Source organism: Syntrophotalea sp. (assembly GCF_050253115.1).
GTDB lineage: Bacteria > Desulfobacterota > Desulfuromonadia > Desulfuromonadales > Syntrophotaleaceae > Syntrophotalea > Syntrophotalea acetylenica.
The window spans coordinates 13,746-38,850 of the sequence record NZ_JBFWJQ010000010.1; the positions used below are offsets into that span (position 1 = coordinate 13,746).

At 58.7% G+C, this 25,105-nt stretch carries 24 protein-coding genes; 21 read left to right on the forward strand and 3 right to left on the reverse strand.

Annotated elements, in window-relative coordinates; all coding sequences use genetic code 11:
* From mnhG to uvrB, 21 genes are all read left to right on the forward strand, one after another.
* Window positions 1-324: a monovalent cation/H(+) antiporter subunit G gene (gene mnhG, locus AB7E65_RS02235; protein WP_072286602.1), complete on the forward strand. Its 324-nt coding sequence runs from the start codon at window positions 1-3 to the stop codon at window positions 322-324.
* Window positions 321-566 (forward strand): Na(+)/H(+) antiporter subunit B, encoded by a 246-nt coding sequence (locus tag AB7E65_RS02240; RefSeq protein ID WP_072286603.1) that lies wholly within the window; start codon window positions 321-323, stop codon window positions 564-566. The genes mnhG and AB7E65_RS02240 overlap by 4 nt, the downstream gene beginning before the upstream one ends.
* Entirely contained in the window at window positions 563-835 is a 273-nt protein-coding gene (gene mbhE / locus AB7E65_RS02245) for a hydrogen gas-evolving membrane-bound hydrogenase subunit E (protein WP_428745192.1), read from the forward strand. The genes AB7E65_RS02240 and mbhE overlap by 4 nt, the downstream gene beginning before the upstream one ends.
* On the forward strand, window positions 832-1,311 hold the full coding sequence (locus AB7E65_RS02250; protein WP_320360752.1) for a Na(+)/H(+) antiporter subunit B: 480 nt from the start codon (window positions 832-834) through the stop codon (window positions 1,309-1,311). Before mbhE ends, AB7E65_RS02250 begins: the two co-directional genes overlap by 4 nt.
* A 1-nt stretch (window position 1,312) precedes the next feature.
* The gene (locus AB7E65_RS02255; RefSeq protein ID WP_072286604.1) at window positions 1,313-1,702 is read left to right on the forward strand and encodes a cation:proton antiporter subunit C; all 390 of its coding nucleotides are present in this window, start codon (window positions 1,313-1,315) and stop codon (window positions 1,700-1,702) included.
* Entirely contained in the window at window positions 1,699-3,192 is a 1,494-nt protein-coding gene (locus AB7E65_RS02260; RefSeq protein WP_428745193.1) for a proton-conducting transporter membrane subunit, read from the forward strand. Before AB7E65_RS02255 ends, AB7E65_RS02260 begins: the two co-directional genes overlap by 4 nt.
* 30 nt (window positions 3,193-3,222) lie before the next feature.
* Entirely contained in the window at window positions 3,223-4,695 is a 1,473-nt protein-coding gene (locus AB7E65_RS02265; protein WP_320360750.1) for a monovalent cation/H+ antiporter subunit D family protein, read from the forward strand.
* Window positions 4,696-4,697: 2 nt separating this feature from the next.
* On the forward strand, window positions 4,698-4,943 hold the full coding sequence (locus AB7E65_RS02270) for a hypothetical protein (protein WP_320360749.1): 246 nt from the start codon (window positions 4,698-4,700) through the stop codon (window positions 4,941-4,943).
* On the forward strand, window positions 4,933-6,717 hold the full coding sequence (locus AB7E65_RS02275) for a Na(+)/H(+) antiporter subunit D (protein WP_072286607.1): 1,785 nt from the start codon (window positions 4,933-4,935) through the stop codon (window positions 6,715-6,717). The genes AB7E65_RS02270 and AB7E65_RS02275 overlap by 11 nt, the downstream gene beginning before the upstream one ends.
* A gap of 92 nt (window positions 6,718-6,809) precedes the next feature.
* A complete protein-coding gene (locus tag AB7E65_RS02280; RefSeq protein WP_072286608.1) occupies window positions 6,810-7,280 on the forward strand; it encodes a universal stress protein in 471 nt (156 codons plus the stop codon).
* Between the two features lie 25 nt (window positions 7,281-7,305).
* Window positions 7,306-8,439 (forward strand): radical SAM family heme chaperone HemW, encoded by a 1,134-nt coding sequence (gene hemW / locus AB7E65_RS02285; RefSeq protein WP_320360747.1) that lies wholly within the window; start codon window positions 7,306-7,308, stop codon window positions 8,437-8,439.
* 147 nt (window positions 8,440-8,586) lie between these two features.
* On the forward strand, window positions 8,587-9,627 hold the full coding sequence (hrcA, locus tag AB7E65_RS02290; RefSeq protein WP_072286610.1) for a heat-inducible transcriptional repressor HrcA: 1,041 nt from the start codon (window positions 8,587-8,589) through the stop codon (window positions 9,625-9,627).
* Between the two features lie 25 nt (window positions 9,628-9,652).
* A complete protein-coding gene (gene grpE, locus AB7E65_RS02295) occupies window positions 9,653-10,234 on the forward strand; it encodes a nucleotide exchange factor GrpE (protein ID WP_320360746.1) in 582 nt (193 codons plus the stop codon).
* Window positions 10,235-10,290: 56 nt separating this feature from the next.
* On the forward strand, window positions 10,291-12,195 hold the full coding sequence (dnaK, locus tag AB7E65_RS02300; RefSeq protein ID WP_072286612.1) for a molecular chaperone DnaK: 1,905 nt from the start codon (window positions 10,291-10,293) through the stop codon (window positions 12,193-12,195).
* Between the two features lie 120 nt (window positions 12,196-12,315).
* Window positions 12,316-13,434 carry a molecular chaperone DnaJ gene (gene dnaJ, locus AB7E65_RS02305; protein WP_145926392.1) on the forward strand — a complete coding sequence of 373 codons (1,119 nt, stop codon included), beginning with the start codon at window positions 12,316-12,318 and terminating at the stop codon, window positions 13,432-13,434.
* A gap of 48 nt (window positions 13,435-13,482) precedes the next feature.
* Complete coding sequence (locus AB7E65_RS02310; RefSeq protein ID WP_428745194.1) at window positions 13,483-15,282, forward strand: penicillin-binding protein activator; 1,800 nt, start codon at window positions 13,483-13,485, stop codon at window positions 15,280-15,282.
* Between the two features lie 164 nt (window positions 15,283-15,446).
* Entirely contained in the window at window positions 15,447-15,932 is a 486-nt protein-coding gene (locus AB7E65_RS02315) for a CarD family transcriptional regulator (protein ID WP_235605480.1), read from the forward strand.
* A gap of 136 nt (window positions 15,933-16,068) precedes the next feature.
* Complete coding sequence (gene ispD, locus AB7E65_RS02320) at window positions 16,069-17,253, forward strand: 2-C-methyl-D-erythritol 4-phosphate cytidylyltransferase (protein WP_428745195.1); 1,185 nt, start codon at window positions 16,069-16,071, stop codon at window positions 17,251-17,253.
* Between the two features lie 129 nt (window positions 17,254-17,382).
* Window positions 17,383-19,131, forward strand: a complete 1,749-nt coding sequence (locus tag AB7E65_RS02325; protein ID WP_428745196.1) for a glutamine--tRNA ligase/YqeY domain fusion protein — start codon at window positions 17,383-17,385, stop codon at window positions 19,129-19,131.
* A gap of 43 nt (window positions 19,132-19,174) precedes the next feature.
* Window positions 19,175-20,620: a cysteine--tRNA ligase gene (gene cysS, locus AB7E65_RS02330; RefSeq protein WP_072286617.1), complete on the forward strand. Its 1,446-nt coding sequence runs from the start codon at window positions 19,175-19,177 to the stop codon at window positions 20,618-20,620.
* A 128-nt stretch (window positions 20,621-20,748) separates the two neighbouring features.
* On the forward strand, window positions 20,749-22,752 hold the full coding sequence (gene uvrB / locus AB7E65_RS02335; protein ID WP_320360741.1) for an excinuclease ABC subunit UvrB: 2,004 nt from the start codon (window positions 20,749-20,751) through the stop codon (window positions 22,750-22,752).
* A 129-nt stretch (window positions 22,753-22,881) separates the two neighbouring features.
* Here the strand turns inward: uvrB and AB7E65_RS02340 are convergent, their stop codons facing one another.
* The 3 genes from AB7E65_RS02340 to AB7E65_RS02350 form a co-directional block, all read right to left on the reverse strand.
* On the reverse strand, window positions 22,882-23,676 hold the full coding sequence (locus tag AB7E65_RS02340) for an ABC transporter permease (protein WP_072286618.1): 795 nt from the start codon (window positions 23,674-23,676) through the stop codon (window positions 22,882-22,884).
* A complete protein-coding gene (locus tag AB7E65_RS02345) occupies window positions 23,673-24,611 on the reverse strand; it encodes an ABC transporter ATP-binding protein (protein ID WP_072288063.1) in 939 nt (312 codons plus the stop codon). The genes AB7E65_RS02340 and AB7E65_RS02345 overlap by 4 nt, the downstream gene beginning before the upstream one ends.
* A 54-nt stretch (window positions 24,612-24,665) precedes the next feature.
* Window positions 24,666-25,105, reverse strand: a 440-nt coding sequence (locus AB7E65_RS02350) for a diguanylate cyclase (RefSeq protein WP_428745197.1), incomplete at its 5' end; no start/stop codon positions are given.

The window sequence follows — 25,105 nt, forward strand, 5'->3', positions numbered from 1 at the left end:
GTGCTCTGGATCACGGGTTTTCTGCTTGTCGCCGGCATCTTTTTCTTTGCCGTGGGGGTAGTCGGGGTGTTGCGTTTTCCTGATTTCTATACCCGGCTGCACGCGGCGGGCAAATGCGATTCCCTGGCTGCTGTGCTGGTGATTGCCGGCGTCGCTCTGTACAACCTGGTCGACTTTTCGCCGGCCAATCTGCTGGTAAGCCTCAAGATTCTGGCTATTGCGGCCTTCGTGTTCGTCGCCAGCCCTACCGCCACCCACGCGGTCACCGAGGCGGCTCTGATTATCGGCATGGAGCCCTGGACCAAAAAGGATGAACCGCAATGATCTGGGAGCTGGACCTGTTCATTCTGGCGCTGGTGGTCATCTGCGCCGTGGCCGCCATCAATACCCGTGATCTGCTTGGCGCCGTGGTGATTTTCGGCGTGTACAGTTTTCTCATGTGTCTTCTCTGGGCGGAAATGGGCGCCGTTGACGTGGCCTTTACCGAAGCGACGGTCGGCGCCGGGGTCAGCAGCGTCCTGTTTATCGCCGCCATCCTGCGCACAACAAGAAGGAGCAAGGATTGAAAACACTCGCTTTTCTCGCCACCCTGGCAACCGGCATCGTGCTGCTGTACGGTACCCGGGATTTTGCCGCCTGGGGAGACGCAGCTTCGCCCGCCAGCCGCCATGTGTCGCCGGTTTACATCCAGCAGGCGGTCAAGCAAACCCACGTTCCCAATATTGTCACCGCAATTCTCGGCGATTATCGCGGCTACGACACCATGTTCGAGACGGTGGTTATTTACTGCGCGGGTCTGGCGGTGATATGCGTGCTGCGGAAACAAAAAACATGAAACTGCTTCAGGAACGGACCCGGGACCGGCTGGCCGGCGAAGACCTTATCGTACGCACCGCCGTCAGGCTGCTGGTGCCTTTCATCCAACTGTTCGGTCTGTATGTCATTGTTCACGGTCATTACAGTCCGGGTGGGGGCTTCCAGGGGGGGGTCATACTGGGATCGTCTTTCATCCTGCTGGCCCTGGCCTTCGATCTTCGCACCTCCCTGCGGTTTCTGTCGGTGCGGGTCAATGCCGTGCTCAGCAATGTCGGGGTCCTGATCTATACCGGCGTCGCCCTGCTCTGCGCTTTGGCCGGGGGGCTGTTTCTGGATTACAGCGCGCTGGACAGGATCCTGCCTTTGGGGCCGGTTGCCTGGCGCTCCATGGGCATTTTCCTGGTGGAACTGGGCGTGGGCATCGCGGTGATGTGCATCATGGCATCGCTGTTCTGGGACCTTGGTTCCGGCGGCGAGATGGATGAGGGGCTCTGATATGGACCAGCTGCTGTCGGAAATCGTCGCCAAGTACAATTACTGGATTTACGTGGTGCTGATGATGATCGGTTTTTATGCCATGATCGGCAAACGCAATCTGGTGAAAAAACTGCTTGGCATGAACATCTTCCAGACCGCCATAATCCTTTTTTATGTCTCCATTGGCGGCAAACGGGGCGCCGGAATTCCCATCGTCGACAAGCATGCGGTCATGCTACACGGTGTTGATGCCAGCCGCATACTCAATCCCCTGCCCCATGTGCTGATGCTGACGGCGATTGTCGTTTCCGTCAGCGTCACGGGGGTGGCATTGGCCATCATGATCCGTATCCATCGGAAATTCGGCACCCTTGAAGAGGACGAAATTCTGGAGAAAATCGGCCAATGAACACGCCAAACATGCATCTCTACATATTGGCGGCGCCTCTGTTGTCAGCTTTTGCCGTTAATCTTCTCGGTCGTGTTTCCCGCGCCTGGATCGGACCTTTGATCCTTGCCGCCCTCGGGTTCTCGACTTTCGGCGCCCTGCTGACATTGCTGAGGGTGCTGCGTGATGGCGCGTACCGCTACACGGTCGGAAACTGGCAGGCTCCTTACGGCATCGAACTTGTCATAGACCCGCTGAGCGCTTTGATGCTGCTGCTGGTTTCTTCCGTGGCGCTGCTCGCCACCTGCAGTGCCCTGAAAAGCGTTCAGAACGAACTGCCGGGGCGGGAACATCTGTTTTTCACTCTGTACATGATTCTGGTGGCCGGCTTGCTCGGCCTGGTCCAGACCGGCGATGCCTTCAATCTCTACGTATTGCTCGAGATTACCGCCATCACCACCTATGGCCTCATCGCCATGGGACCCGACAGGGCGCCGCTGGCGAGTTTCAATTATATAATCATGGGGTCGATCGGTGCCTGCTTCTATCTGCTCGGTGTCGGGTACCTCTATATCCTCACCGGCACTCTGAACATGGCCGATATCGCGGGCATCCTGCCGGGGCTCAACGCGCCGGCCGCGGTTGCCACCGCCTTTGCGTTTCTGATGGTGGGCCTGTGGGTGAAGATGGCCCTGTTCCCCCTGCATGTCTGGCTGCCCAACGCCTACAGCCAGGCGCCGACCGGAGCTGGCGTGATGATCGCGCCGCTGATGACCAAGGTCACCGTCTATCTGATGATCCGTGTCATGTTCTCGATTTTCTCCCCCGGATATGAATTCATTCAGCATGCCGGGGTTCAGTCCCTGATCGTCTGGGCCGCATCCCTGGCGATATTGTGCGCGTCCAGCCTGGCGCTGGCGCAACGGGATCTGCGTCGCATGCTGACCTATATTCTGGTTGCTGAAGTCGCTTACATGGTGGGAGGCGTGTGGCTGGCCAACGGCACCGGCATGACCGGCGCCATTTTGCACATTGTCAACGACGCCATGATGACCCTGTGCTTGTTTCTGGCGGCAGCGGCCATTCTGTATCGCACCGGCAGCCTGGAGTTCGATCGGCTGCATGGCCTGTATCGCCGCATGCCCCTGACCATGGCCGCTTTTACGGTCGGGGCTCTTTCCATGATCGGCGTGCCCCCAACCTGTGGTTTCTTCAGCAAATGGTATTTGATTCTGGGTGCGGTGCGGGCCGGACACTGGGAATTCATGACGGCTCTGCTGATCAGCAGCCTGATCAATGCGGTGCTGTTTTTCCGCATTATGGAGCTGGCCTATTTTCAGCCGGTTGCAGGCTTGCAGGCTACCACGCAACAAGGTTCCGGCGAAGCCCCGCTGCCCATGCTCAGCCCCCTGCTGATATCCGCGATCGCGTTGCTGGCTCTCGGTTTCGGCTGCGGACCGCTGATCGAGAACGTAATTCGCCTGGCTCTGCCGCCGGGGTTCGCTCCCTGAAGAAATATACCAAGGAAAGCCGAAACGATCATGATCTATCAGTCTTCCCCATGGCCCCTGGCGGCCGTCGGGGTCTCCTTGCTGGCCGCCGTTCCCATTTTTTTGTCGGATGGCAGGCCGAACCTGCGCGAGTTCTGGACATTGCTGGCCGGCATCACCAAATTTCTGTTGATTGCCGCCATGCTTCCCGCGGTACTGTCGGGCCAGGGGTTTGTCTTTACGCTGGCCGAGGTGTTGCCCGGTGTGCCAATCCAGTTGCGGGTGGACGCAATGGGCATTTACTTTGCTCTTGTTGCCTCGTTCCTGTGGATCTGCACCTCCCTTTACTCCATCGGCTATATGCGGGCCTTGAAGGAACATGACCAGACCCGCTATTTTACCGCTTTTGCTCTGGCTATCGCCGCGACCATCGGCGTCGCCTTTGCTGCCAACCTGCTGACCCTCTATCTTTTTTACGAGATGCTGTCCCTCGCCACCTACCCCCTGGTGACCCATGAGCGCAACGGGGAGGCCCGGTCCTCGGGACGTCGATACCTGACCTATATTCTCGGCACCTCCATCGGTCTGGTGCTGCCGGCGATGCTCATCACCTATGCGACGACCGGAACACTCGATTTCACCGCCGGCGGCATTTTCGCCGGCCAAGCCTCCTTTGCTACCCTGACGCTGCTTCTGGTATTGTTTGTCCTTGGTTTCGCCAAGGCGGCCATCATGCCCATGCATGGCTGGTTGCCGGCCGCCATGGTCGCGCCGACGCCTGTAAGTTCTTTCCTGCACGGGGTGGCGGTGGTCAAGGTCGGTGTCTTCTCCATCCTGCGAGTCGTGTTGCACATATTCGGCCCCGATCTGCTGCGAAATCTCGACCTCGGCGTTATCATCACGTCTCTGGCGTCGGTTACCGTGCTCGTCGCTTCGCTGGTGGCCCTGACGCAGGACAATCTCAAACGGCGCCTGGCCTACTCCACCATCGGCCAGTTATCCTACATGGTGCTTGGCGCGGGCATGCTGTCGGCGGCCGGCATGACCGGGGGACTGCTGCACATTGCCATGCACGCCTTCGGCAAGATTACCCTGTTTTTCTGCGCCGGCGCCATCTACGTCGCCAGCCACAAGAAGTACATCAGCGAGATGGATGGACTGGGGCGGCGCATGCCTGTAACCTACGGTGCTTTTCTGCTCGGGGCCCTGTCCATTATCGGAATGCCACCTTTGGGGGGCTTTATCAGCAAGTGGCATTTGCTGACCGGAGCCATCGAGACCGGACAGATAATCTTGCTGCTGGTTTTGCTGGTCAGCTCCTTTCTTAATGCCGCCTATTTTCTGCCCATCGTCTACCGTGGGTTTTTTGCCGAGGCCCCCCGTCTCGCAACCGTTGCGGCTGTTGAGGAAGCACCCCTGTTCTGCCTGATCCCCCTGGTAACAACAGCTCTGGTATCGGCAGGACTTTTTTTCTTTCCCGGTCTGTTGCTGCAATTGGTGCGACAGACGCTGGCCGGAGGGTGACCATGCGCCAGGAAAAGCGTAGCCATTTGTCGGGTGACCGCAGGCTCATGTTGTGGGGATACGGTCTGTGGTTGATTTCCCTGCTGTTGCTGGAATTCAGGATGCATTCGCACGCTTTTTTCCCCTGGGACGGCTGGCGCGGGTTTTCTGCCGCATTTGGACTGGTTACGGTTGTGTCTTTGGCATTGATCGCCAGATTCCTGTTGCGGCCCCTGGTGATGCGGGACGAGGAGTATTATGATCGCTAGTATTGTCTTGCCGCCGGCGCTGATCCTGGTAGCGGGCGCCCTGCTGACGACGCTGTTTCAGGGCCGAGCTCTGAGGATAGCGGCTCTGGCCGCTCCTCTGGCGGGGTTGTTGTTGCTGTGGGCGGCACCCGAAGGTAATTTCGGCCAGGTTTCTTTTTTTGGGCTCAACCTGTTAACCACCCGTATCGACGCCCTGTCACGGATATTCGGCTATGTGTTTTATCTTGCCTGTCTGCTTGGCGTACTGTTTTCTTTTCACCACAAAGAGCGCAGTCATTATGCGGTTGGCCTGCTGTATGCCGGTGCGGCGCAGGGGGTAACCTTCGCCGGGGATCTGATCACCCTGTTCGTGTTTTGGGAAACCCTGACCCTTGCCGCCACCTTTTTGATTGCTGCGCGCCGTACGCGCCGATCGCGAGAGGCGGCAGTGCGTTATATGCTGGTGCATGTCGCCGGTGGGCTTTGCCTGTTGTCGGGCATTTTGCTGCATCGCAGCGCCGGTGGCGATCTTGCCCTGGGGCCCCTGCAACTTGACGCGCCAGGGGCCGTGTTGATTTTTCTTGGCTTCGGCCTGAACTGCGCCTGGCCTCTGCTGCATGCCTGGTTGGTCGATGCCTACCCGGAATCGACGGTCGCCGGTGCCGTTTTTCTCAGTGTCTTTACCACCAAAAGCGCGGTGTATGTGCTGGCCCGCTGCTTTGCCGGTATCGAAGAACTGGTCTGGATTGGCGCTCTTATGGCGGCCTTTCCCGTGCTGTATGCACTGATCGAGAACGACCTGCGTCGCGTTCTGTGTTACAGCCTCATCAGTCAGGTCGGTTACATGGTGGTGGCCATCGGCATCGGCAGCGATATGGCCATCAACGGCGCCGTCTGCCATGCCTTCGCGCATATCCTTTATAAGAGTCTGCTTTTTATGGTCCTGGGGGCTGTTGTCTTCCGAACCGGGACAAGCAATGCTTCGCAACTTGGCGGTCTCTACCGCAGCATGCCCGGTACCGTCATATGCTGTCTGGTCGGTTCCGCGTCCATCTCGGCGTTTCCCCTGTTCAGCGGTTTTGTGACCAAATCAATCATCATGGATGCGGTAACCCACAGTCATCGCCCCCTGGTATGGCTGGTGTTGACAGCCGCTTCGGTCGGAACCTTTTTCTATGCGGGGGTCAAGATCCCCTACCGGATCTTTTTCGGCGCAGAGGCAAAAGTACAAATCCGGGAAGCGCCGCCGCACATGCTGCTGGCCATGGCTGCAACGGCTTTTCTATGTGTGCTGCTTGGGCTGCGACCGCAACTTCTGTTCGGCATCATGCCCTATCCCGCCGTCTACGAACTTTATACGCCAGCGCATGTCCTGAGCAAATTGCAGTTGCTGTGTTTTGCCGGCCTGGGCTTTTGGTTGCTGTGCCGCTGGCGTATTTATCCCTTTGAGAAAGCCGCGACCAATCTTGATGTGGACTGGTTTTATCGACGCGGCGGTCTCATGCTGTACCGGGGCGTTGATCGCCTGTTCAATGGACTGAATGCTCACTGCGAGCGGTTTTTCATTACCCGCATGACGGCCTTGTCTGCAAGGTTCTTTGAAGAACCGGGAGGCAACGTGCAAATCGGCTGCCTTCGAATTCTGAACCGGCTGATGGGTTTTCAGGACCTATCGCCCGGCACGAAACAACGCATCCGACAGCGCAGCAGGCTCGGTACCTACCCGGTAGGGGTCGGCGTGCTGTTGGCCGTTATTTTTCTTGCCGCCACCTCCTTGTTGTATTTTATCGCCTAGCTCTGTGCCGACGGTCCCGCGGGGTTGCGGACGACCTGCGCCAAAAAGTTTCCGCCGCTGTGGCGAGGCCAATCGAAAGGAACGATTTCAACATGAAAAAGCTGCTTGTGGCCCTGGACTGTTCTCCGCTATCGATGCGGGCTGCCAGCTATGCGGCGGAGATTGTGCCGCACCTTCCCGATGCCCAGGTCATTCTGTTCACGGTTCTTACCGGCGTCCCCAGCAGCGAAAAAAAACCGGATGACACCGTCAAGCCCGAAACGCGTCAATCGCAGGGCGACGAGGATCACCTGCAGGAGCAGAACGAGGTGGAAAAAGTTTTGACCCAAGCCGCGCAAATGTTTGCCGAACAGCAGCTTCCCGCCGAGCGCCTGACAGTGCTCGCCAAGCCGCTGCGGCGCGGCATTGCCCAGGATATTGCCGATGAAGCCCGGGCTTTTGGCTGTGATACCGTGGTGGTGGGCCGGCGGGGCCTTTCCAAAATGAAGCAGATGGTTCTGGGCAGTGTTTCCCGGGACCTGATTCAGAAAAGCGAAGGTCTGGCGGTTTGGGTCATCGACTGAGCTTTCGGAAGCGGATTGTTCTGCCGTGACGTCTCTGTATATCCACGTACCGTTCTGTCTTCGCAAGTGTCCGTATTGCGACTTTTTTTCCCTGCCTCTGAATGCTTCACAGCTTGAAGGCTTCCCCCAGCTGGTTATTGCCCATCTCGAGCAGGAAAGACATCGCGACCGCTGGCAGGGACCTTTCTCGACCGTTTTTTTCGGCGGCGGGACGCCTTCGCTGCTGCCGCCGCGCGCCGTCGGCCTGATTCTGCAGCATGCCGATCGGTTGTTCGGTCTGAGCCGCGACGCCGAAATCAGCCTGGAGGCGAATCCGGGCACGGTCACCGCCGGCAAGTTGCTGGGTTATCACGGTGCCGGTATCAATCGACTTTCTTTCGGGGTCCAGTCCCTGAACGACAGGAACCTCGCCCGGCTGGGCCGGATTCACAGCGCCGCGGAAGCGCGTCTTGCTTTCCGATGGGCACGGCAGGCCGGGTTCGATAATGTTGGCTGCGACCTGATCTTCGCCCTTCCCGACCAGACCCCCCAAGGCGCCCTGGCCGATCTTGAATCCATCCTTCAGCTTGGCCCGGAGCATCTTTCCTGTTACGGCCTGGGCATCGAGCCCGAAACCCCCTTTGCCTGCCAGGTGGAAGCGGGGCACATGCAACCGGCGACCGAGGAGGTCTATGCCGAAAGCTTCATGCTGCTGCATGAACGATTGATTGCGGCGGGGTTTGCGCATTATGAAATCTCAAACTACGGGCGAACCGGCCGCCAATGCCTGCACAATCTTCTTACCTGGAAGCGCCAGGCTTACCTTGGCGTCGGCCCCGGCGCTCACTCCTTCTGCGACCGCCAGTGGGGCTGGCGCGGCATGGTACCTGCCGATCTGACATCGTACCGGGATGCGCTTGCCGCGCATCGGGATCCCGTGGTGGAACTGGAAACTTTCGATCGCCGCGGTGCCATGGCCGAGACCGCGTACCTTGCCCTGCGCTGTGCCGAAGGTATTGATGAGGCAGCGTTTTTAAGGCGTTTCGGGATTGGCTTCGCAGAGGCGTTTCCCGTTGCCGTGAAACGCTGCGGTCCGCATTTGATCTGCCGCCAGGGACGTTGGCGGCTGGACCTTCAGGGGTGGCTGCTGTTCGACCATTTCATCAACCCCTTCCTGTAGGCGTTTTCCCTTTGTTTTTCCACCTGCTTTGCCCTTGACAAAGGGTAGGGCCGTTGTTATGTTGTTTCCCGTTAGCACTCAACAAGTCAGAGTGCTAACGTCCTTTCAAGCCGGATGCCCCGGCTTGTTTTACGATTGCGTATCGCGATGAACGAAGAGTTGAACGAACGCTGTCGGCTGATACTTGAGGCCATCATCGAGGATTACATCCTGTCGGGGGAGCCCATCGGTTCGCGGGCTTTGACGCGCAGGCACGCGATCCCTCTGTCGCCGGCAACGGTCCGCAATGTCATGGCCGACCTGGAAGAGATGGGATACCTGACGTCCCCGCACACCTCTGCCGGGCGCATACCGACCGAGAAAGGTTACCGCTTCTATCTGGACAGCCTGCTTCGAATCAAGCAGCTGTCGCCCAGCAAGCGGCAATCGATCCGCGAGCATTACCGGAATCGCAGGTTGCGCATGGAGGAGTTGTTGCGTGAAGCCGGACGCATCCTGTCCACCTCCTCCAGCTACACGGGGGTGGTCATGGTGCCGCAGTTGGCAACCACCATCTGCCGCCGTATCGACTTCGTCAGACTTTCGGCGCGCCGTATCCTGGCGGTTTTTGTCAGCCAGTCCGGGATTGTCGAGCACAAGATTATCGAGTCGGATCTGCCGCTCAACGAGTCTCAGCTGCAGGAAGCGGCCAATTATCTCAACCAGACATACAGCGGACTCTCCATCCAGGACATCAAACAACGCATTGTGGTTCAGATGGCGGAGGAAATGGCCACCTACGATACCCTGCTCCGGCGTGCCCTGCATCTGTCATGTCTGGCCTTGGAGGATGATTTCGGCGGTCAGATCTACATCGAGGGCGCATCGAATATCCTCGATCAGCCGGAATTCAATGATTTGAGCCGCATGAGGCGTCTGATGCGGACATTCGATCAGAAAAACCTGCTGATGGAATTGCTGCACAAAAGCCAGTTGGCCGAAGGCGTGCAGATCTACATCGGCAGCCCGGATCATTACAGCGACATCGAGGGGTGCAGTCTGGTTGCGGCATCGTTTTCCAGCCGCTGGGGCGCCATCGGCACCCTGGGTATCATCGGGCCGACCCGCATGCCGTATTCGACGGTCATCCCGCTGGTCGATTTTACCGCCGGACTGATCGGCAGTATTCTGGACAGTGAAGAGGAATAGAAATAGGAATAGGAGACGAACTATCGTGGCAGAACCGAAAAACCAGGCAACCGAAACGGACCAGGGCCTGAGCGAAGAGACCGCCGCCGCAGTGCCGGAAGGCACGCAGGCCGAAGCGGATCCGCTTGCCGCCGTGCAACAGGAACTGGCTGAGGCGTTGGCCGAAAAGCAGAAAAACTGGGATCTCTATCTGCGCGAGCGGGCTGAACTGGAAAACTTCCGCAAGCGCATGCAGCGGGAAAAGGAGGATCTGGTACGGTTCGCCAATGAAAACCTGCTGCGCGAAGTCCTGACCGTTGTGGACAATCTCGAGCGGGCCATCGACCACGCCCGCGGCAGCGAAGAAACGGTGCAGGGACTCATGGAAGGGGTTGAGATGACCCTTTCCCAGTGCCGCAAGCTGCTGGAAAAGTTTGGTGTGACGCCGGTCGCGGCGGTGGGTGAACCGTTCGATCCGACCTGGCACGAAGCCATGGGGCAGCTGGAAAGCGCCGAGCATCCGCCCAATACCGTACTGCAGGAAATGCAAAAAGGCTACCTGCTCAACGACCGGTTGCTGCGTCCGGCCCTGGTGCTGGTTTCCAAATCCCCCGCAGCCGACGAATAGCCCTGGTTGCACACCAATTAAACGCCAGATTCAAATTTAAAGGAGGATATATACTCATGGGAAAAGTTATCGGAATCGACCTCGGCACCACCAACTCCTGCGTGGCTGTCATGGAAGGTGGAGAGCCTGTGGTCATCGCCAATGCCGAAGGTTCCCGCACCACCCCGTCGATGGTGGCCTTCACGGAAAGTGGCGAGCGCCTGGTCGGCCAGCAGGCCAAGCGTCAGGCTGTGACCAATCCGGAGAACACATTGTTCGCCATCAAGCGGCTGATCGGCCGCAAGTTCGAAAGCGACGCCGTTCAGAAAGACATCAAGGTCAGCCCGTTTGCTATCGTCAAGGCCGATAATGGCGATGCCTGGGTAGAAGTGCGCGGGAAAAAATACAGCCCTCCCGAGATTTCAGCCATGATTCTGCAGAAAATGAAGCAGACCGCTGAAGACTATCTCGGCGAAGCCGTCACCGATGCGGTTATAACTGTTCCTGCCTATTTCAACGATTCGCAGCGCCAGGCCACCAAGGATGCCGGCAAGATCGCCGGTCTGAACGTGCTGCGCATTATCAACGAGCCGACCGCCGCCTCTCTTGCCTATGGCCTGGACAAGAAAAACGAAGAAAAAATCGCCGTTTTCGACCTGGGTGGCGGCACCTTTGACATTTCCATCCTGGAACTGGGCGACGGCGTTTTCGAAGTCAAATCGACCAATGGGGATACCTTTCTGGGCGGCGAAGATTTCGATCAGCACATTATGGATTATGTCGCCGACGAATTCAAAAAGGATCAGGGCATTGACCTGCGCAAGGACAAGATGGCCCTGCAGCGCCTCAAGGAAGCCTGCGAAAAGGCCAAGTGCGAGCTGTCCACCTCCATGGAAACGGATATCAACCTGCCGTTTATCACGGCAGACCAGTCGGGGCCCAAGCACCTTAACATCCGCCTGACCCGTTCCAAGCTGGAAAGCATCTGTGCCAGTCTGCTGGCAAAATTGGTCGAACCCTGCCGCATGGCTCTCAAGGATGCCGGCCTTTCGGCTTCCGATGTCGACGAAGTGCTGCTGGTCGGTGGCATGACCCGCATGCCGGCGGTGCAGGCCAAAGTCCAGGAAATCTTCGGCAAGACCCCCAACAAGGGTGTCAACCCCGATGAGGTTGTTGCCATCGGCGCCGCGATTCAGGGCGGGGTGCTCAAGGGCGAGGTCAAGGACGTGCTGCTGCTGGACGTCACCCCCCTGTCCCTGGGGATTGAGACCCTCGGCGGCATCATGACCAAGCTGATCGAGAAAAACACTACCATTCCCTGCAAAAAAAGCCAGATTTTCTCCACCGCCGCCGATAACCAGCCGGCGGTATCGGTTCACGTGCTGCAGGGCGAGCGGGAGATGGCGTCCGACAACAAGACCATCGGCCGTTTTGAGCTGGTCGGCATTCCGCCGGCGCCGCGCGGTGTGCCTCAGATCGAAGTTGCTTTTGACATCGATGCCAACGGCATTCTGCATGTTTCGGCCAAGGATCTGGGCACAGGCAAGGAACAGTCGATCCGCATCACGGCTTCTTCAGGCCTGAGCGACTCTGAAATCGACAAGATGGTCAAGGACGCCGAGGCCCATTCCACCGAGGACAAGAAAAAGCGTGAACTGATCGAAGCCCGCAACCAGGCCGACGGCCTCGCCTACTCCACCGAAAAGACCCTCAAGGAGCACGGGGACAAGGTGGACGAGGCAACCCGGAAGAATATCCAGGATGCCCTGGAGGAACTCAAGAAAAGCATGGACGGCGACAGCGCCGACGCCATTCGCCAGAAGAGCGAAGCCTTGGCTACCGCTTCCCACAAACTGGCCGAGGCGGTCTACAAGCATGGCCAGGAGGGCGCGCAGACCGCCGCGGACGATGCCCCGCAAGGCGGCGGCGACGAAGGCGTGGTCGATGCGGAGTTTGAAGAAGTGGACGATAAGAACAAGTAAACCGTCAGTATTCTGCAACCTTACAGGAGCCGGGGTTTGTCCCCGGCTCCTGTTGCGTTGGGAATTTTCCGCCAGGCGTTGCAGGGTTCATGGCCGGCTGAAACATAAGGAATATCAAAGTTGAGCAAGCGCGATTATTACGAGGTTCTGGGTGTTCATCGCAACGCCAGCGAAACGGAAATCAAGAAAGCCTATCGTAAACTGGCGATCCAGTTCCATCCCGACAAGAACGCCGGTGACAAACAGGCCGAGGACAAGTTCAAGGAAATTTCCGAAGCCTACTCGGTTTTATCCGATACCCAACAGCGCGTTATTTACGATCAATATGGTCATGCCGGGCTGAATGGCGGCGGTGGAGGAGGCAGTTATTCCTCCGGCGGCTTTAGCGGAACCCCTTTCGAAGACCTGTTCGGAGACCTGTTCGGAGATATCTTCGGGAATCGTGGCGGTCAGCGCAGTCGTGGCCGGCGGGGTGACGACCTGCGTTACAACCTCTCCATCAGTTTTGAAGAGGCGGCTTTCGGTCTGGAAACCAAAATCCAGATCCCCCGTTATCAAACCTGCGGGACCTGCAACGGCATCGGCGCCAAACCCGGTACCAGCCCGCGGGTTTGCGCTACCTGCCAGGGCGCTGGCCAGGTGCGCATTCAGCAGGGTTATTTTTCCTTGACCCGGCCCTGTCCCGACTGTCACGGTGAGGGCCAGATCATCGACCAGCCGTGTGCCGAATGCCATGGCAGCGGCAGGGTGCGGGGCAAACGCACATTGTCTCTGAAGATCCCGGCAGGGGTTGAAACCGGCAGCCGCCTGAAGCTGTCCGCCGAGGGGGAGCCCGGCCTGCATGGCGGACCTCCGGGGGATCTGTACGTCGTTATTTCGGTCAAGGATCACCCGCTGTTCCAAAGGGATGGTCAGAACATCATCTGTGAAATTCCCATTTCCTTTCCCCAGGCCGCCCTTGGGTGTGAACTGGAGGTACCGACCCTTACGGAAAAGCTGAACATCAAGGTTCCCGCGGGGACCCAGTCCGGAAAGGTGATCAAGCTGGCGAATTATGGTTTCCCGTCTCTGCAGGGCTATAATCGGGGCGATCAGCTGGTGGTTTTGCGCGTCGAGGTGCCTACGTCACTTACCGACCGGCAAAAGGAGCTTCTGGAGGAGTTTGCCAGAGAGGGGGGCGAAGAAATCCACCCCATGGGTAAAACCTTTTTTGCCAAGGTTAAGGAATTGTTTGGCTGATCCGCCGCGGCGGATCAGCGGAGCGAAATCTTTTTTCGGATTGAGGCTATGTTGAGGCGTGCCATTTTTTCATTAGTGGTTCTGGTTGTCCTGGCGGCTTTGCAGGGAGGGCTGTGTCGGGCCGTGTCTGCATCCAGCGCTTTGCAGCAGGCTCTGGAGCTTTATCGGTCCGGCTCTGCGGAACTCGCCATGCCACCCTTGAAGGCGGCTGTTGCCGAACAACCGCAGCACCCGGATGCATGGCAGGCTCACATGGCTCTGGCGCGCATTTATTATCGTCAGGGCCAGCTGGCCGATATGCTTGCCCACCTCGGCGCTATTCCTGAAGGGCGCCGGACACCGGAAAGTCGCCTGCTGGAAGGACTGGGTCTAATCGGTACCAGCCGCATCTCCGCGGGAGTGGAATTGTTGCGCCCCCTGGAAGAAGCGGCACTCAATGGCAGCCAGCGGCATCAGCGCCTCGCAGCACTTGCTGACGCTTCCCTGAAGTCCGGACAGCATGCTGAAGCTCTGTTTTATATTCAGCGCCGTCTGCGCCTCGATATCGACCCCGCGGTGGCTTCGCAGCTGCTGCAACAGGCCCATGGCATTCTGGAGAGCCGCCTGAGTGATTCGGAGTTGTCCGAAGCGGCCTTTTTGTTTCAAGGCTCACCCCTTGGACATGATGTTCTGCTGCAGCAGGCCGTGCGCCACCACCAGGCAGGTCGGCATGGCCAGGCGCTTTCCCTGCTTGACGGCATATTGAAAAGCCCTGTGGCGTTCCCTTTTCGCGACGATGCCGAGATGCTTTACCAACAACTCTCGCAAAAGGCTTCGCCGCTGGCTATTGGCGTTGTTCTGCCGCTTTCCGGACGGTTTGCCGGGTTTGGCAAGCAACTGTTGCGCGGCATGGAACTGGCGCTGCAAGAGCATGCCCTGCAGCGCACGGCAACCTTTCTGGTGCGCGACAGTGCCGCGGATCCTGCCGTTGCCGAGCAATGCATCGCGGAGCTGGCCGCCAGCCGCCAGGTAATCGCGATTATTGGTCCCCTGACGGGAAATGCAGCCAGCAAGGCGGCGCGCCGCGCCGAGTTGGAAGCCGTCCCGTTGGTGTCATTCTCCCAGCATGCCGGATTGACCGAGACAGGGCCCTGGATTTTTCGCAACAGCCTGACGGCCGATCTGCAGGCCAGGACCCTGGCCGATTACGCCATCAAACAGAAAAATATGTCTTCTTTCGGTGTTCTTGCGCCCGAAACCCGGCTGGGAAAGGAGCTGGCCAAATCGTTTATTGCAGCGATTCGTGACCTGGGAGGCGAAATCGTCGCCACCGTATTTTATCCCTCCCGCACCACGGATTTTCGCCAGCAGATCCGGTCCCTGCGGAGCACCCGAACCAAGGGGCCGGATGCGCTGTTTATTCCCGATACCGCGGATCGGCTGGCCCTGATTGCGCCGCAACTGCCTTTCTATGGACTGTCCGATACCGCATTGCTCGGAAGTGCCAGCTGGGATACGCCGGATCTTCTGGTTCGGGCGGGATCCTCGCTGGAAAATGGCGTTTTTGTCAGTGGTTTTTTCCGCCACAGTCCTGATTCGTTGGTGCGGGAATTTGTCGACCGCTACATGCAGCGGTACGCAAAAGAACCCTCTCTGTTTGAAGCCCAGGGCTACGATGCGGCCGATATGCTGCTGGATCTTCTGCAGCAGAATCCGCTGGCGGATCGGGAAAGCCTGCGTGACGCCCTGGTCCAGGTGCGGGATTATCCCGGCGTTACCGGAAAAACCCGGTTCGAACCCACCGGCGAGGCGCGCAAAAATCTTTATCTGCTGCAGGTGAAAAACGCTTCGTTGATACAGCTGAATTGAAAACCATCCTCCCGGCCCGCTTTCGCAGCAGGGGCCGGTTCCTCCCGCGCCTGCCTTCCCCCTGTACCAGCCAGGCACCGCTTCTCTGCCAAACCGCTCCCCGCTCTTGACGGTCATGACGGAATTATGTTAAGTTAAAGCCTGTTGCAAAAAGGAGTCCTGCGTTGTTTAAAATCGGAGACATGGCTGTTTATCCAGCCCAAGGTGTCGGGGTCATCGAGGCCATTGAATCAAGGGAATTCGTCGGTCAGATACTGGATTTCTATGTATTGCGCATTGTCGACAGCGATATGACCATCATGGTGCCGGTCAATAATGTCGGCACCGTAGGCATGAGGTCTCTTATCGACAAGACCCACGTCAGGACAGTCTACAACATCCTCAGGGACAAGCCCGAAAGCCACGGCAGTCTTCCATCCTGGAGCCGTCGCCAGCGTGATTATAACGAAAAAATACGCTCCGGTGATGTCTTTGAGGTTGCGGAGGTGCTGAGGGATCTTTACGCGATCCGTGAGGGGAAGGAACTCTCCTACGGGGAAAAGAAAGTCCTGGAACTGGCCCGCAAGCTTGTCGTCAAGGAGATTGCCCTGGCGGACGGCAAGGACGAGCAACAGGTCGTCGACCGGGTTGAAAGTTTCTTCACTCACTAGGCATTGCCGACCGTTCCCGATTCAACAGCTGTCGCCCGGCATCCGGTGATATTGGCCGGCTGCCGTCTATCCCGGTCGTTGCGCCTGCTCGCCGCCAAGCCAGCGGAGGCAGCGACTGGTGCCTCGAGATCCTGCTATGAGTGTTTTTGTTCTGCTCCCTGCCGCCGGCATGGGAAAACGCATGGGTGCGTCCGTCAACAAGCAATACCTGCCCCTCGGCGAGCGACCGGTGCTGAGTCATACCATTGCCCTGTTTGATCGCCATCCCCGCGTCGATCATATTTTCGTCATTTGTCCGCAAGCGGAAATGCCTCTTTGCCAACAGCAGGTCATCGACCCTTATGGTTTCAGCAAGGTCAGGGGCCTGGTGCCTGGTGGCGCCGAACGTCAGGATTCGGTGCGCAATGGCTTGCTGGCTTGCGGTGCGGCGCCCGATGACGTGGTGCTGATCCATGACGGCGCCCGTCCGTTGCTGCCTTTCGAGCTCATCGATGCCGCCATCGAAAAGGCGGAGAAAAGCGGGGCGGCGATTGTTGGCGTCCCCGTCAAGGACACTATCAAGCTTGTGCGAGACGGCATGATCGAGGCGACTCCGGATCGCCGGCATCTCTGGCAGGCGCAGACCCCGCAAGGTTTTCGCTTTGGGGCCATCCTCGACGCTCATCGGCTTGCGCAGCAGCAAAACTATCAGGGAACCGATGATGCTTCGCTGATCGAGTGGACCGGCGGTCGGGTCGCCGTCATCCCGGGCAGCTACCGCAACATCAAAATCACCACGCCCGAGGACCTGCTGCTGGCCCGGGCTTTTCTCGACAATCCAGGATACCCCGGCATGATGCGCATCGGACACGGTTACGACGTTCACCAGTTGGTTGCGGAGCGCAAGCTTATCCTCGGGGGCGTGGAAATTGCCTACCATCTGGGCTTGCTGGGGCATTCCGACGCCGACGTGCTGCTGCATGCTATCTGTGACGCGATCCTCGGCGCCCTGGGCGAAGGAGATATCGGCAAACATTTCCCCGATACCGATCCCGCCTATCGGGGCATTTCCAGTATCAAGCTGCTGCGCGAGGTTATGCGCCTAACACGGGACAAGGGGTATGCTCTTGGCAATCTCGACGCGACCATCATTGCGCAGCGCCCCAAACTCGCCCCCTTCATTGCGCGTATGCGGGAGCGGATCGCCGATGCCTGCGGCACCGATTGCGACCGTATCAACGTGAAAGCCACCACCACCGAGCAGCTCGGTTTTGAAGGCCGAGGCGAAGGGATCAGCTCCCATGCGGTGGTGGTGTTGAGCAAGGTCGCGGGCAACCACTGACCGCGCCTTCGGCAAATCGCTGCAGGGCAATTCCCTGTTGCTTTTTGCCTGTAAATTTGCGACCTTTCTTCGGAAGGTCGTTTTTTTAACCCGCTGCAATTCTTTTCTCCTGTACTACGAGGTATCCCCATGTCGGACAAGGGTTCCAAGGAAACCGCCGATCACACAAAACCTGCTGTCGACGCATCGGAATCCGCTGCACCGACGAATTTCATCCGGGCGATTATCGATGCCGATCTGCGTCAGAACAAGAACGACGGCTGCGTGGTCACCCGGTTTCCGCCGGAACCGAACGGTTATCTGCATATCGGTCACGCCAAGAGCATCTGCCTGAATTTCGGCTTGGCCCGGGACTATGCCGGGGCTCCGGGAGGCAGCCGCTGTCATTTGCGCTTCGACGATACCAATCCGACCAAAGAAGAGCAGGAGTATATCGATTCCATCAAGGAGACCGTGCGCTGGCTCGGTTTCGACTGGGGAGCACACGAGTATTACGCCTCGGATTACTTCGAGCAGCTTTATCGCTGGGCGATTCGGCTTATCGAAGCCGGCAAGGCCTATGTCGATGACCTGTCGGCGGAACAGATCCGCGCCTATCGGGGCACGCTCACCGAGCCCGGTCGCAACAGTCCCTGCCGCGACCGTTCCGTGGAAGAAAATCTGGCGCTGTTCCAGGCGATGAAAAACGGCGAGTTTGCGGATGGCAGCAGGGTGTTGCGTGCAAAAATCGACATGGCCTCGCCCAATCTGAACCTGCGCGATCCGGTCATGTACCGCATTCTGCATGCCGAACATCACCGCACCGGCAACCGGTGGTGCATCTATCCCATGTACGACTTTACCCATGGGCAATCCGACTCCCTTGAAGGAATCACCCATTCCATCTGTACCCTGGAGTTTGAGGCGCATCGTCCCCTGTACGACTGGTTCATCGATCAGCTGGGCATCCATCATCCCCGGCAGATCGAGTTCGCCCGTCTCAACATCAACTACACGGTGATGAGCAAACGCAAACTGCTGGAGCTGGTCAACGGCAAATACGTCCAGGGATGGGATGATCCGCGTATGCCGACCCTTGCCGGGCTGCGGCGCCGCGGCTTCACGCCGGCGGCGATCCGTAACTTCTGTGAGCGCATCGGCGTGTCAAAAAAGGACAGCTGCGTCGACATGGGCTTCCTGGAGTACTGCGTGCGCGAAGATCTCGACCGCACAACACCCCGCGCCATGGCGGTGCTCGATCCTCTGCGCGTCGTCATCGACAACTATCCGGAAGGGCAGGTGGACGAATTCGAGGCGCCCAATCATCCCAACCTTCCGGAAATGGGCACCAGAAAGGTGCCTTTTTCCAGGGTACTCTATATCGAGCGGGAAGATTTTATGGAAGATCCGCCGAAAAAGTTTTTCCGCCTGGCGCCCGGCCGCGAAGTGCGTCTCAAGTACGCTTACCTGATTCGCTGCGAAGAGGTGGTGCGGGATCCGGTCAGCAACGAGATCATTGAATTGCGCTGCACTTACGATCCTGCCTCCCGCGGCGGTTCGGCACCCGACGGACGCAAGGTCAAGGGGACTTTGCACTGGGTCTCCGCGGCCCATGCCGTCAAGACCGAGGTGCGTCTGTATGACCGCCTGTTCAATGTTCCCGCCCCCGACGGCGATAAAGAGGTCGATTTCAAGAGCCACCTCAATCCGGATTCGCTGCGGGTGCTTGGCGAATGCCTGGTGGAGCCGTCCTTGGCCGAGGCGCAGCCAGAAAACCGTTATCAGTTTGAGCGGCTTGGCTATTTCTGTGCCGACCGCTTCGATTTCACGGCCGGTAAACCGGTTTTCAATCGCACCGTGACCCTGCGGGATTCCTGGGCCAAAGCCGGGGGTGACTGACGTCTCTCTTGCCCGCCCGTCCAACCAAGGAGCTACCTTCACCATGAGTTTGCGTGTTTACAATACCATGTCCGGCCGCAAGGAAGTCTTCGAGCCGCTGCAACCCGGCAAGGTCGGCATGTATGTCTGCGGCGTAACCGTTTACGATTATTGCCATATCGGCCATGCCCGCGCCAACGTGGTTTTCGATGTCATCTACCGGTATCTGCAATTCATCGGCTACGATGTCACCTATGTGCGCAATTACACCGATGTCGATGATAAAATCATCAAGCGCGCCAACGAACGGGGCATCACGTCCGATGACCTGGCCGGCGAATTCATCCAGGCTTTTGATGAGGATATGGCGCGCCTCGGACTCGCCGATCCGACGGTTCAGCCCAAGGCAACCCATCATATCGACCACATCATTGCCCTGGTTCAGAGGCTCATCGAGCGCGGCATCGCCTACGAATCCGGCGGCGATGTCTATTTTTCGGTGGAGAATTTCCCCTCCTACCTCAAGCTCAGCAAGCGCAATATGGATGAAATGCGTTCCGGCGCCCGTATCGCGCCCGGTGAGCAGAAGCGCAACCCCATGGATTTCGCCCTCTGGAAAGCCGCCAAGCCCGGCGAGCCGGCCTGGGAGAGCCCCTGGGGCCCGGGGCGCCCCGGCTGGCACATCGAATGCTCCGCCATGGCGATGGAGTATCTCGGCGAATCTTTTGACATCCATGGCGGCGGCAAGGACCTTGTGTTTCCCCATCACGAAAACGAAATCGCCCAGAGCGAAGGGGCCACCGGCAAACCCTTTGTCAAATACTGGCTGCACAACGGCTTCGTCAATGTCAACCAGGAAAAGATGAGCAAGTCGCTGGGCAATTTTTTCACCATCCGGGATATTCTCAAAAGCTACGATCCGGAGGTGCTGCGCTTTTTCATCCTTACCGCCCATTATCGCTCGCCCATCGACTTCTCCGATCAGAACCTGCAGGAAGCGCGGCTGGGTCTTAGCCGGTTTTACGAGGCGTTGCAGGTCGCCTTGGAAGTCCTGGACGCCAGTCCGGCAAGCGATTCCGTTTCAGAGGCCGGCAAAACCCTTGAAGCTGCCTTCCGCGAAGCGATGGACGACGATTTCAATACCGCTGCCGCCATTGGTCACCTGTTCGAGGCGGTCCGCACCATCAACCGCCTGGTCACTGAAAAGGGCTTCCGTAAAAATCGCGAAAAGCTCGCCGAGGTTCGGGCTCTCTACGAAACCCTGCTGAAACTCGGGGGGGTACTGGGCATTTTCGCCTCCGACCCGGCCATCTGGCTCAGGCAGATGAACCTCGCCCTCCTGACGGCTACGGGGTACAGCGAGGCAGACATGGAGGAATTCATCCGCCAACGGCAGGTAGCCCGTAAAAACAAGGACTTTACCCGTGCCGACGAAATCCGCGATGAACTGGCCGCCAAGGGTATCCAGCTGCTGGACGGACCGCAGGGCACGACCTGGAAGGTACGCTGACCGCAGGCATATTGCATAAGCATTGAAAAGGGTCATTCGGCAGGATGGCCCTTTTTGGCGTCATGCGCAGTGTGTTTGCCGTTAAAGCAGGTTTTCTTTTTCCACGGGACGTTTTAAACTCCACGATTATGGCCAGATTCGTTCTCAAATCCGACTATCAACCACGCGGCGATCAGCCGCAGGCCATCGACGAACTCGCTGCCGGCATCGGGCGGGGCGACCGTCACCAGGTGCTGCTCGGGGTTACCGGTTCGGGCAAGACCTTTACCATGGCCAACGTGGTGGCAAGGGTGCAGCGCCCGACCTTGGTGCTGGCCCATAACAAGACCCTGGCGGCGCAACTGTACGGAGAATTCAAGGAACTGTTTCCGGACAACGCGGTCGAATATTTTGTTTCCTACTACGATTATTACCAGCCCGAGGCCTACGTCCCCACCACCGACACCTTCATCGAAAAAGATTCCTCCATCAACGAGGAAATCGACAAGATGCGGCATAGCGCCACCCGCAGTCTGCTCAGCCGCAACGATGTGTTGATCGTCGCCTCGGTGTCCTGTATCTACGGTCTCGGTTCACCCGAAGCCTATTACGGTATGCTCATCCGTCTGGAAAAGGGCATGCAGCTTGACCGTAACAGCCTGCTCAAGCGCCTGATCGAAATCCAGTACGAGCGCAACGATATCGATTTTCACCGGGGCACCTTCCGGGTCCGCGGTGATACGGTGGAAATTTTCCCCGCCTACGAGGAAAAACGGGCACTGCGCATTGAATTTTTCGGAGACGAGATCGACGCCATCTGCGAAATCGATCCGTTGCGCGGCAGGATTCTGGATCGGCTGGAGCGTACCACGGTGTTCCCCGCCAGCCACTATGTCGCCACCCGGCCGACCCTGGATCGCGCCATCCGCGAGATCCAGGACGAACTGCGGGAGCGCATCGTCTGGTTCCGCGGCAACGACATGCTGCTGGAGGCCCAGCGCATCGAGCAACGTACGATGTTCGACATCGAAATGATCGAGGAGATGGGCTACTGCCAGGGAATCGAGAACTATTCGCGGTTTCTCGATGGCCGCCGTGCCGGACAGCCGCCGGCGACCCTGTTCGACTATTTCCCCGATAACGCCCTGTTGTTCATCGACGAGTCGCACGTTACCGTTTCCCAGATCGGCGCCATGTACCGGGGCGACCGTTCCCGCAAGGAGACGCTGGTGCGTTACGGGTTCCGGCTGCCTTCCGCTCTCGACAACCGGCCCCTGACCTTCGAGGAATTCGAAGCCAGGGGCATCCAGACGGTCTATGTATCGGCCACGCCGGCCGATTATGAACTACGCAAGGCCGACGGGGTGGTGGTGGAACAGATTATCCGCCCTACCGGGCTGGTCGATCCGCCCATCGTCGTGCGCCCCGCCAAGGATCAGGTGGACGATCTCATCCACGAGATCCGGCATACCGTCAAACGCAACGAGCGCGTGCTGGTTACGACCCTCACCAAACGCATGGCGGAGGAACTTACCGGCTACCTCGGTGAGCTCGGCATCAAGGTGCGCTACCTGCACTCCGATATCGATACCGTGGAGCGCGTGCAGATCCTGCGTGATTTGCGCCAGGGGCTGTTCGATGTGCTGGTCGGCATCAATCTGCTGCGCGAAGGTCTCGATATTCCCGAAGTGTCGCTGGTGGCAATCCTGGATGCCGACAAGGAAGGTTTTTTGCGCTCGGAACGTTCCCTGATCCAGACCTGCGGTCGGGCCGCCCGCAATGTAGAGGGCCACGTTATCATGTACGCCGATCAGATCACCCGCTCCATGCGCAGATGTATCGACGAAACCGAACGCCGCCGCGCCGCCCAGCTGGACTACAATGCGAAGCATGGCATCACGCCGCGGACGGTCAAAAAATCGATGCGTTCCATTCTCGAGGACATCGCCGAAAAGGACTATGTCGAGCTGCCCCTGGCCGCCGAGGCGCTGGAGGATTACCACACGCCCCAGGATATAAAAGCCGAGGTCATTCGCGTCAGGGATGAAATGCTGGCGGCGGCCGCGGAGCTGGAATTCGAAAAAGCCGCGGCGCTTCGGGACCGCATGCTGGAACTGGAAAAACTCGAACTGGCGTTAAGGGGCGAGGGGTAGGAGCCGCGGGCCGGCAATTTTCAGGTTTCGCCGCCGCCTTCCTTGAGAATCCTGACCTTCACACGCGTGGTCATGATCTCGACCAATCTCCCGTTGTTCCGGGTTTTCGGCAAGGCGAGGTTGCTCGGGTTACAGGCGCAGCTTGTAGCCTCGTGCAATGAGAAACGCCGCCCACGCAAACAGGATCGCAGCCATCAGGAAAGAGACGAGAAAGGCCATATGCAGAGGAACGTCGCCAACCCCGAGGACCGCCTGGCGAAACCCGTCGATAAGGTACAGTAACGGGTTGAAGCGGGACAGTCCTTCCCAGAATGGCGGCAGGATCGAAACCGGGTAGAAAACACCGCCAAGATAGATCAGCGGTAGAATGAGAAAATTGTTGAACATCGACAAGGCGTCAAACGTATTGGCGTGAATCGCCGCCACCAGGCCGAACTGGGCGAAGAGGAAACTCGCCAAAGCGGCCATGGCCAAAGCGGCGGCCGGATGTTGCCAGGGCAGGTCGGCAAAGAAAGTCGAAATGATCAGCACCGCCGTGCCGACCAGCAGCCCGCGCAGCATGGCGGCGAGAGTATAGGCCAGAATGAACTGGGGTGCGCTGATGGGTGTGACCAGCAAATCAACAATATTGCCCAGGTAGCGGGAAATGAACAGGGATGAAGAAGTATTGGCGAAACTGTTGCTGATCACCCCCATAAGGATCAGGCCGGGAATGACGAACTGGGCATAGCTGAATCCTTCCAGCACCGAAATGCGCTCTCCAAGCGTGGCGCCGAATACGAACAGATACAGCGAGGCGGTCACGATCGGTGCCAGCAGCGTCTGGAAAGAGACCCGCAGAAAGCGTAAAACCTCCTTTTGCAGCAAGGTTGCAAAGGGAAGCCAGGCGACGAAACGTTCGGGTTGCCGGAACCGCTCCATCATTTGCCACCTGCCTGTCCGTTGTCGGGTCTTGCGCCGGTGAGATGCAGGAAGACCTCTTCGAGGCCGGGCCGCGATGTTTCGATATCTCTCACGGTCATGCCGAGATCGCCAAGGCGGCGCAACACCTCCCCTGCCCCCTGCTCTGCATCGATAACCAGGCGCAGCGCGCTTCCGTTGTCCCGCAACGCCGGACGCAGATCTGCGAGCGTCTCGGGGACCTCGTGCAACGGCTGCTCCAGGGTGACATGCAGGTATCGGCCTTCGATCCTTGCCAGCAACTGCTGCGTTTTTTCCAGGGCGATAAGGTCCCCGTGGTTCATGATGGCGATGCGCTCGCACATCTGCTCGGCCTCTTCCAGATAGTGGGTGGTCAGCAGCACCGTGACCCCTTCAGCGTTGATTTCCCGCACGAAATCCCAGAGGGTGCGCCGAAGCTCCACGTCGACACCGGCAGTTGGTTCATCAAGGATCAGCAGGCGCGGCTTGTGAATCATGGCCTTCGCGACCATGAAGCGTCGCTTGAGGCCGCCGGACAGCTTGTTCATGGACTTGTGCAGATGCGGTCCCAGACCCAGCCGCTCGATGAGCAGCTCGCACCAGTCGGCATCCCGCGGCACACCGTAATAGCCCGAATGGATCCGCAGGGCGCGGTCGATGGTGAAAAAATTGTCGGTGACGATTTCCTGGTGCATAACCCCTACCAGGCGACGGGTGAGGCGTCGTTCGGAGCGATTGTCATGCCCGAAGATCAGAACCTGGCCGCTATCGATGCGGCAAACGCCGCTGATCATGTTGATCGTGGTGCTTTTGCCTGCCCCATTGGGTCCGAGCAGACCGAATATCTCGCCGGGCTGTACCGTCAGCGACAGATTCCGCACCGCGGGCGCTCCGGCAAAAGATTTATGCAGATGTTCGATATGGAGAGCGGAAGTCATTGCGGCACTATAGCGCCAATTGGCCGCCGAAGCAATGGCACGCCCCGAAGCCAATCAGACGCTGCCGGTATCATGCGCCCCCTCGGCATGGCGGTACGGCCCGACGGGCTCCGTCACAACCTGGTTGCGGCCCAGTAATTTGGCGCGATACAGAGCCTGGTCGGCACGTACGATCAACTCCTCGGGAGTGCTCCCTGGCCTGGGGATGGCGGTTGCCACACCGACACTGACCGTGACAACAGGCAGCAGCGGCGAGGCCTGATGGGGGATCTGGAGATCCGCCACGGCAGCCCGGCAGCGCTCCCCGAGAATCCTTGCGCCGTTATCCGTATCCGGAAGGACCAGCGCGAATTCCTCCCCTCCGTAACGGGCGGCCAGGTCCCCGGGCCGGGCCACCACGGTTTCAAGTGTCCGCGCCACGCGCTGCAGGCAATCATCCCCCGCCAGATGTCCATAGTAATCGTTGTAGGCCTTGAAGTGATCGATGTCCACCA

Bases quoted from the DNA above. Each gene is read 5' to 3' on its own strand.
- AB7E65_RS02240 (WP_072286603.1), top strand. From the start codon at position 321: ATGATCTGGGAGCTGGACCTGTTCATTCTGGCGCTGGTGGTCATCTGC.
- AB7E65_RS02250 (WP_320360752.1), top strand. From the start codon at position 832: ATGAAACTGCTTCAGGAACGGACCCGGGACCGGCTGGCCGGCGAAGAC.
- AB7E65_RS02255 (WP_072286604.1), top strand. From the start codon at position 1,313: ATGGACCAGCTGCTGTCGGAAATCGTCGCCAAGTACAATTACTGGATT.
- AB7E65_RS02260 (WP_428745193.1), top strand. From the start codon at position 1,699: ATGAACACGCCAAACATGCATCTCTACATATTGGCGGCGCCTCTGTTG.
- AB7E65_RS02265 (WP_320360750.1), top strand. From the start codon at position 3,223: ATGATCTATCAGTCTTCCCCATGGCCCCTGGCGGCCGTCGGGGTCTCC.
- AB7E65_RS02270 (WP_320360749.1), top strand. From the start codon at position 4,698: ATGCGCCAGGAAAAGCGTAGCCATTTGTCGGGTGACCGCAGGCTCATG.
- AB7E65_RS02275 (WP_072286607.1), top strand. From the start codon at position 4,933: ATGATCGCTAGTATTGTCTTGCCGCCGGCGCTGATCCTGGTAGCGGGC.
- AB7E65_RS02280 (WP_072286608.1), top strand. From the start codon at position 6,810: ATGAAAAAGCTGCTTGTGGCCCTGGACTGTTCTCCGCTATCGATGCGG.
- hrcA (WP_072286610.1), top strand. From the start codon at position 8,587: ATGAACGAAGAGTTGAACGAACGCTGTCGGCTGATACTTGAGGCCATC.
- dnaK (WP_072286612.1), top strand. From the start codon at position 10,291: ATGGGAAAAGTTATCGGAATCGACCTCGGCACCACCAACTCCTGCGTG.
- AB7E65_RS02310 (WP_428745194.1), top strand. From the start codon at position 13,483: ATGTTGAGGCGTGCCATTTTTTCATTAGTGGTTCTGGTTGTCCTGGCG.
- ispD (WP_428745195.1), top strand. From the start codon at position 16,069: ATGAGTGTTTTTGTTCTGCTCCCTGCCGCCGGCATGGGAAAACGCATG.
- AB7E65_RS02325 (WP_428745196.1), top strand. From the start codon at position 17,383: ATGTCGGACAAGGGTTCCAAGGAAACCGCCGATCACACAAAACCTGCT.
- cysS (WP_072286617.1), top strand. From the start codon at position 19,175: ATGAGTTTGCGTGTTTACAATACCATGTCCGGCCGCAAGGAAGTCTTC.
- uvrB (WP_320360741.1), top strand. From the start codon at position 20,749: ATGGCCAGATTCGTTCTCAAATCCGACTATCAACCACGCGGCGATCAG.
- AB7E65_RS02340 (WP_072286618.1), bottom strand. From the start codon at position 23,676: ATGATGGAGCGGTTCCGGCAACCCGAACGTTTCGTCGCCTGGCTTCCC.
- AB7E65_RS02345 (WP_072288063.1), bottom strand. From the start codon at position 24,611: ATGACTTCCGCTCTCCATATCGAACATCTGCATAAATCTTTTGCCGGA.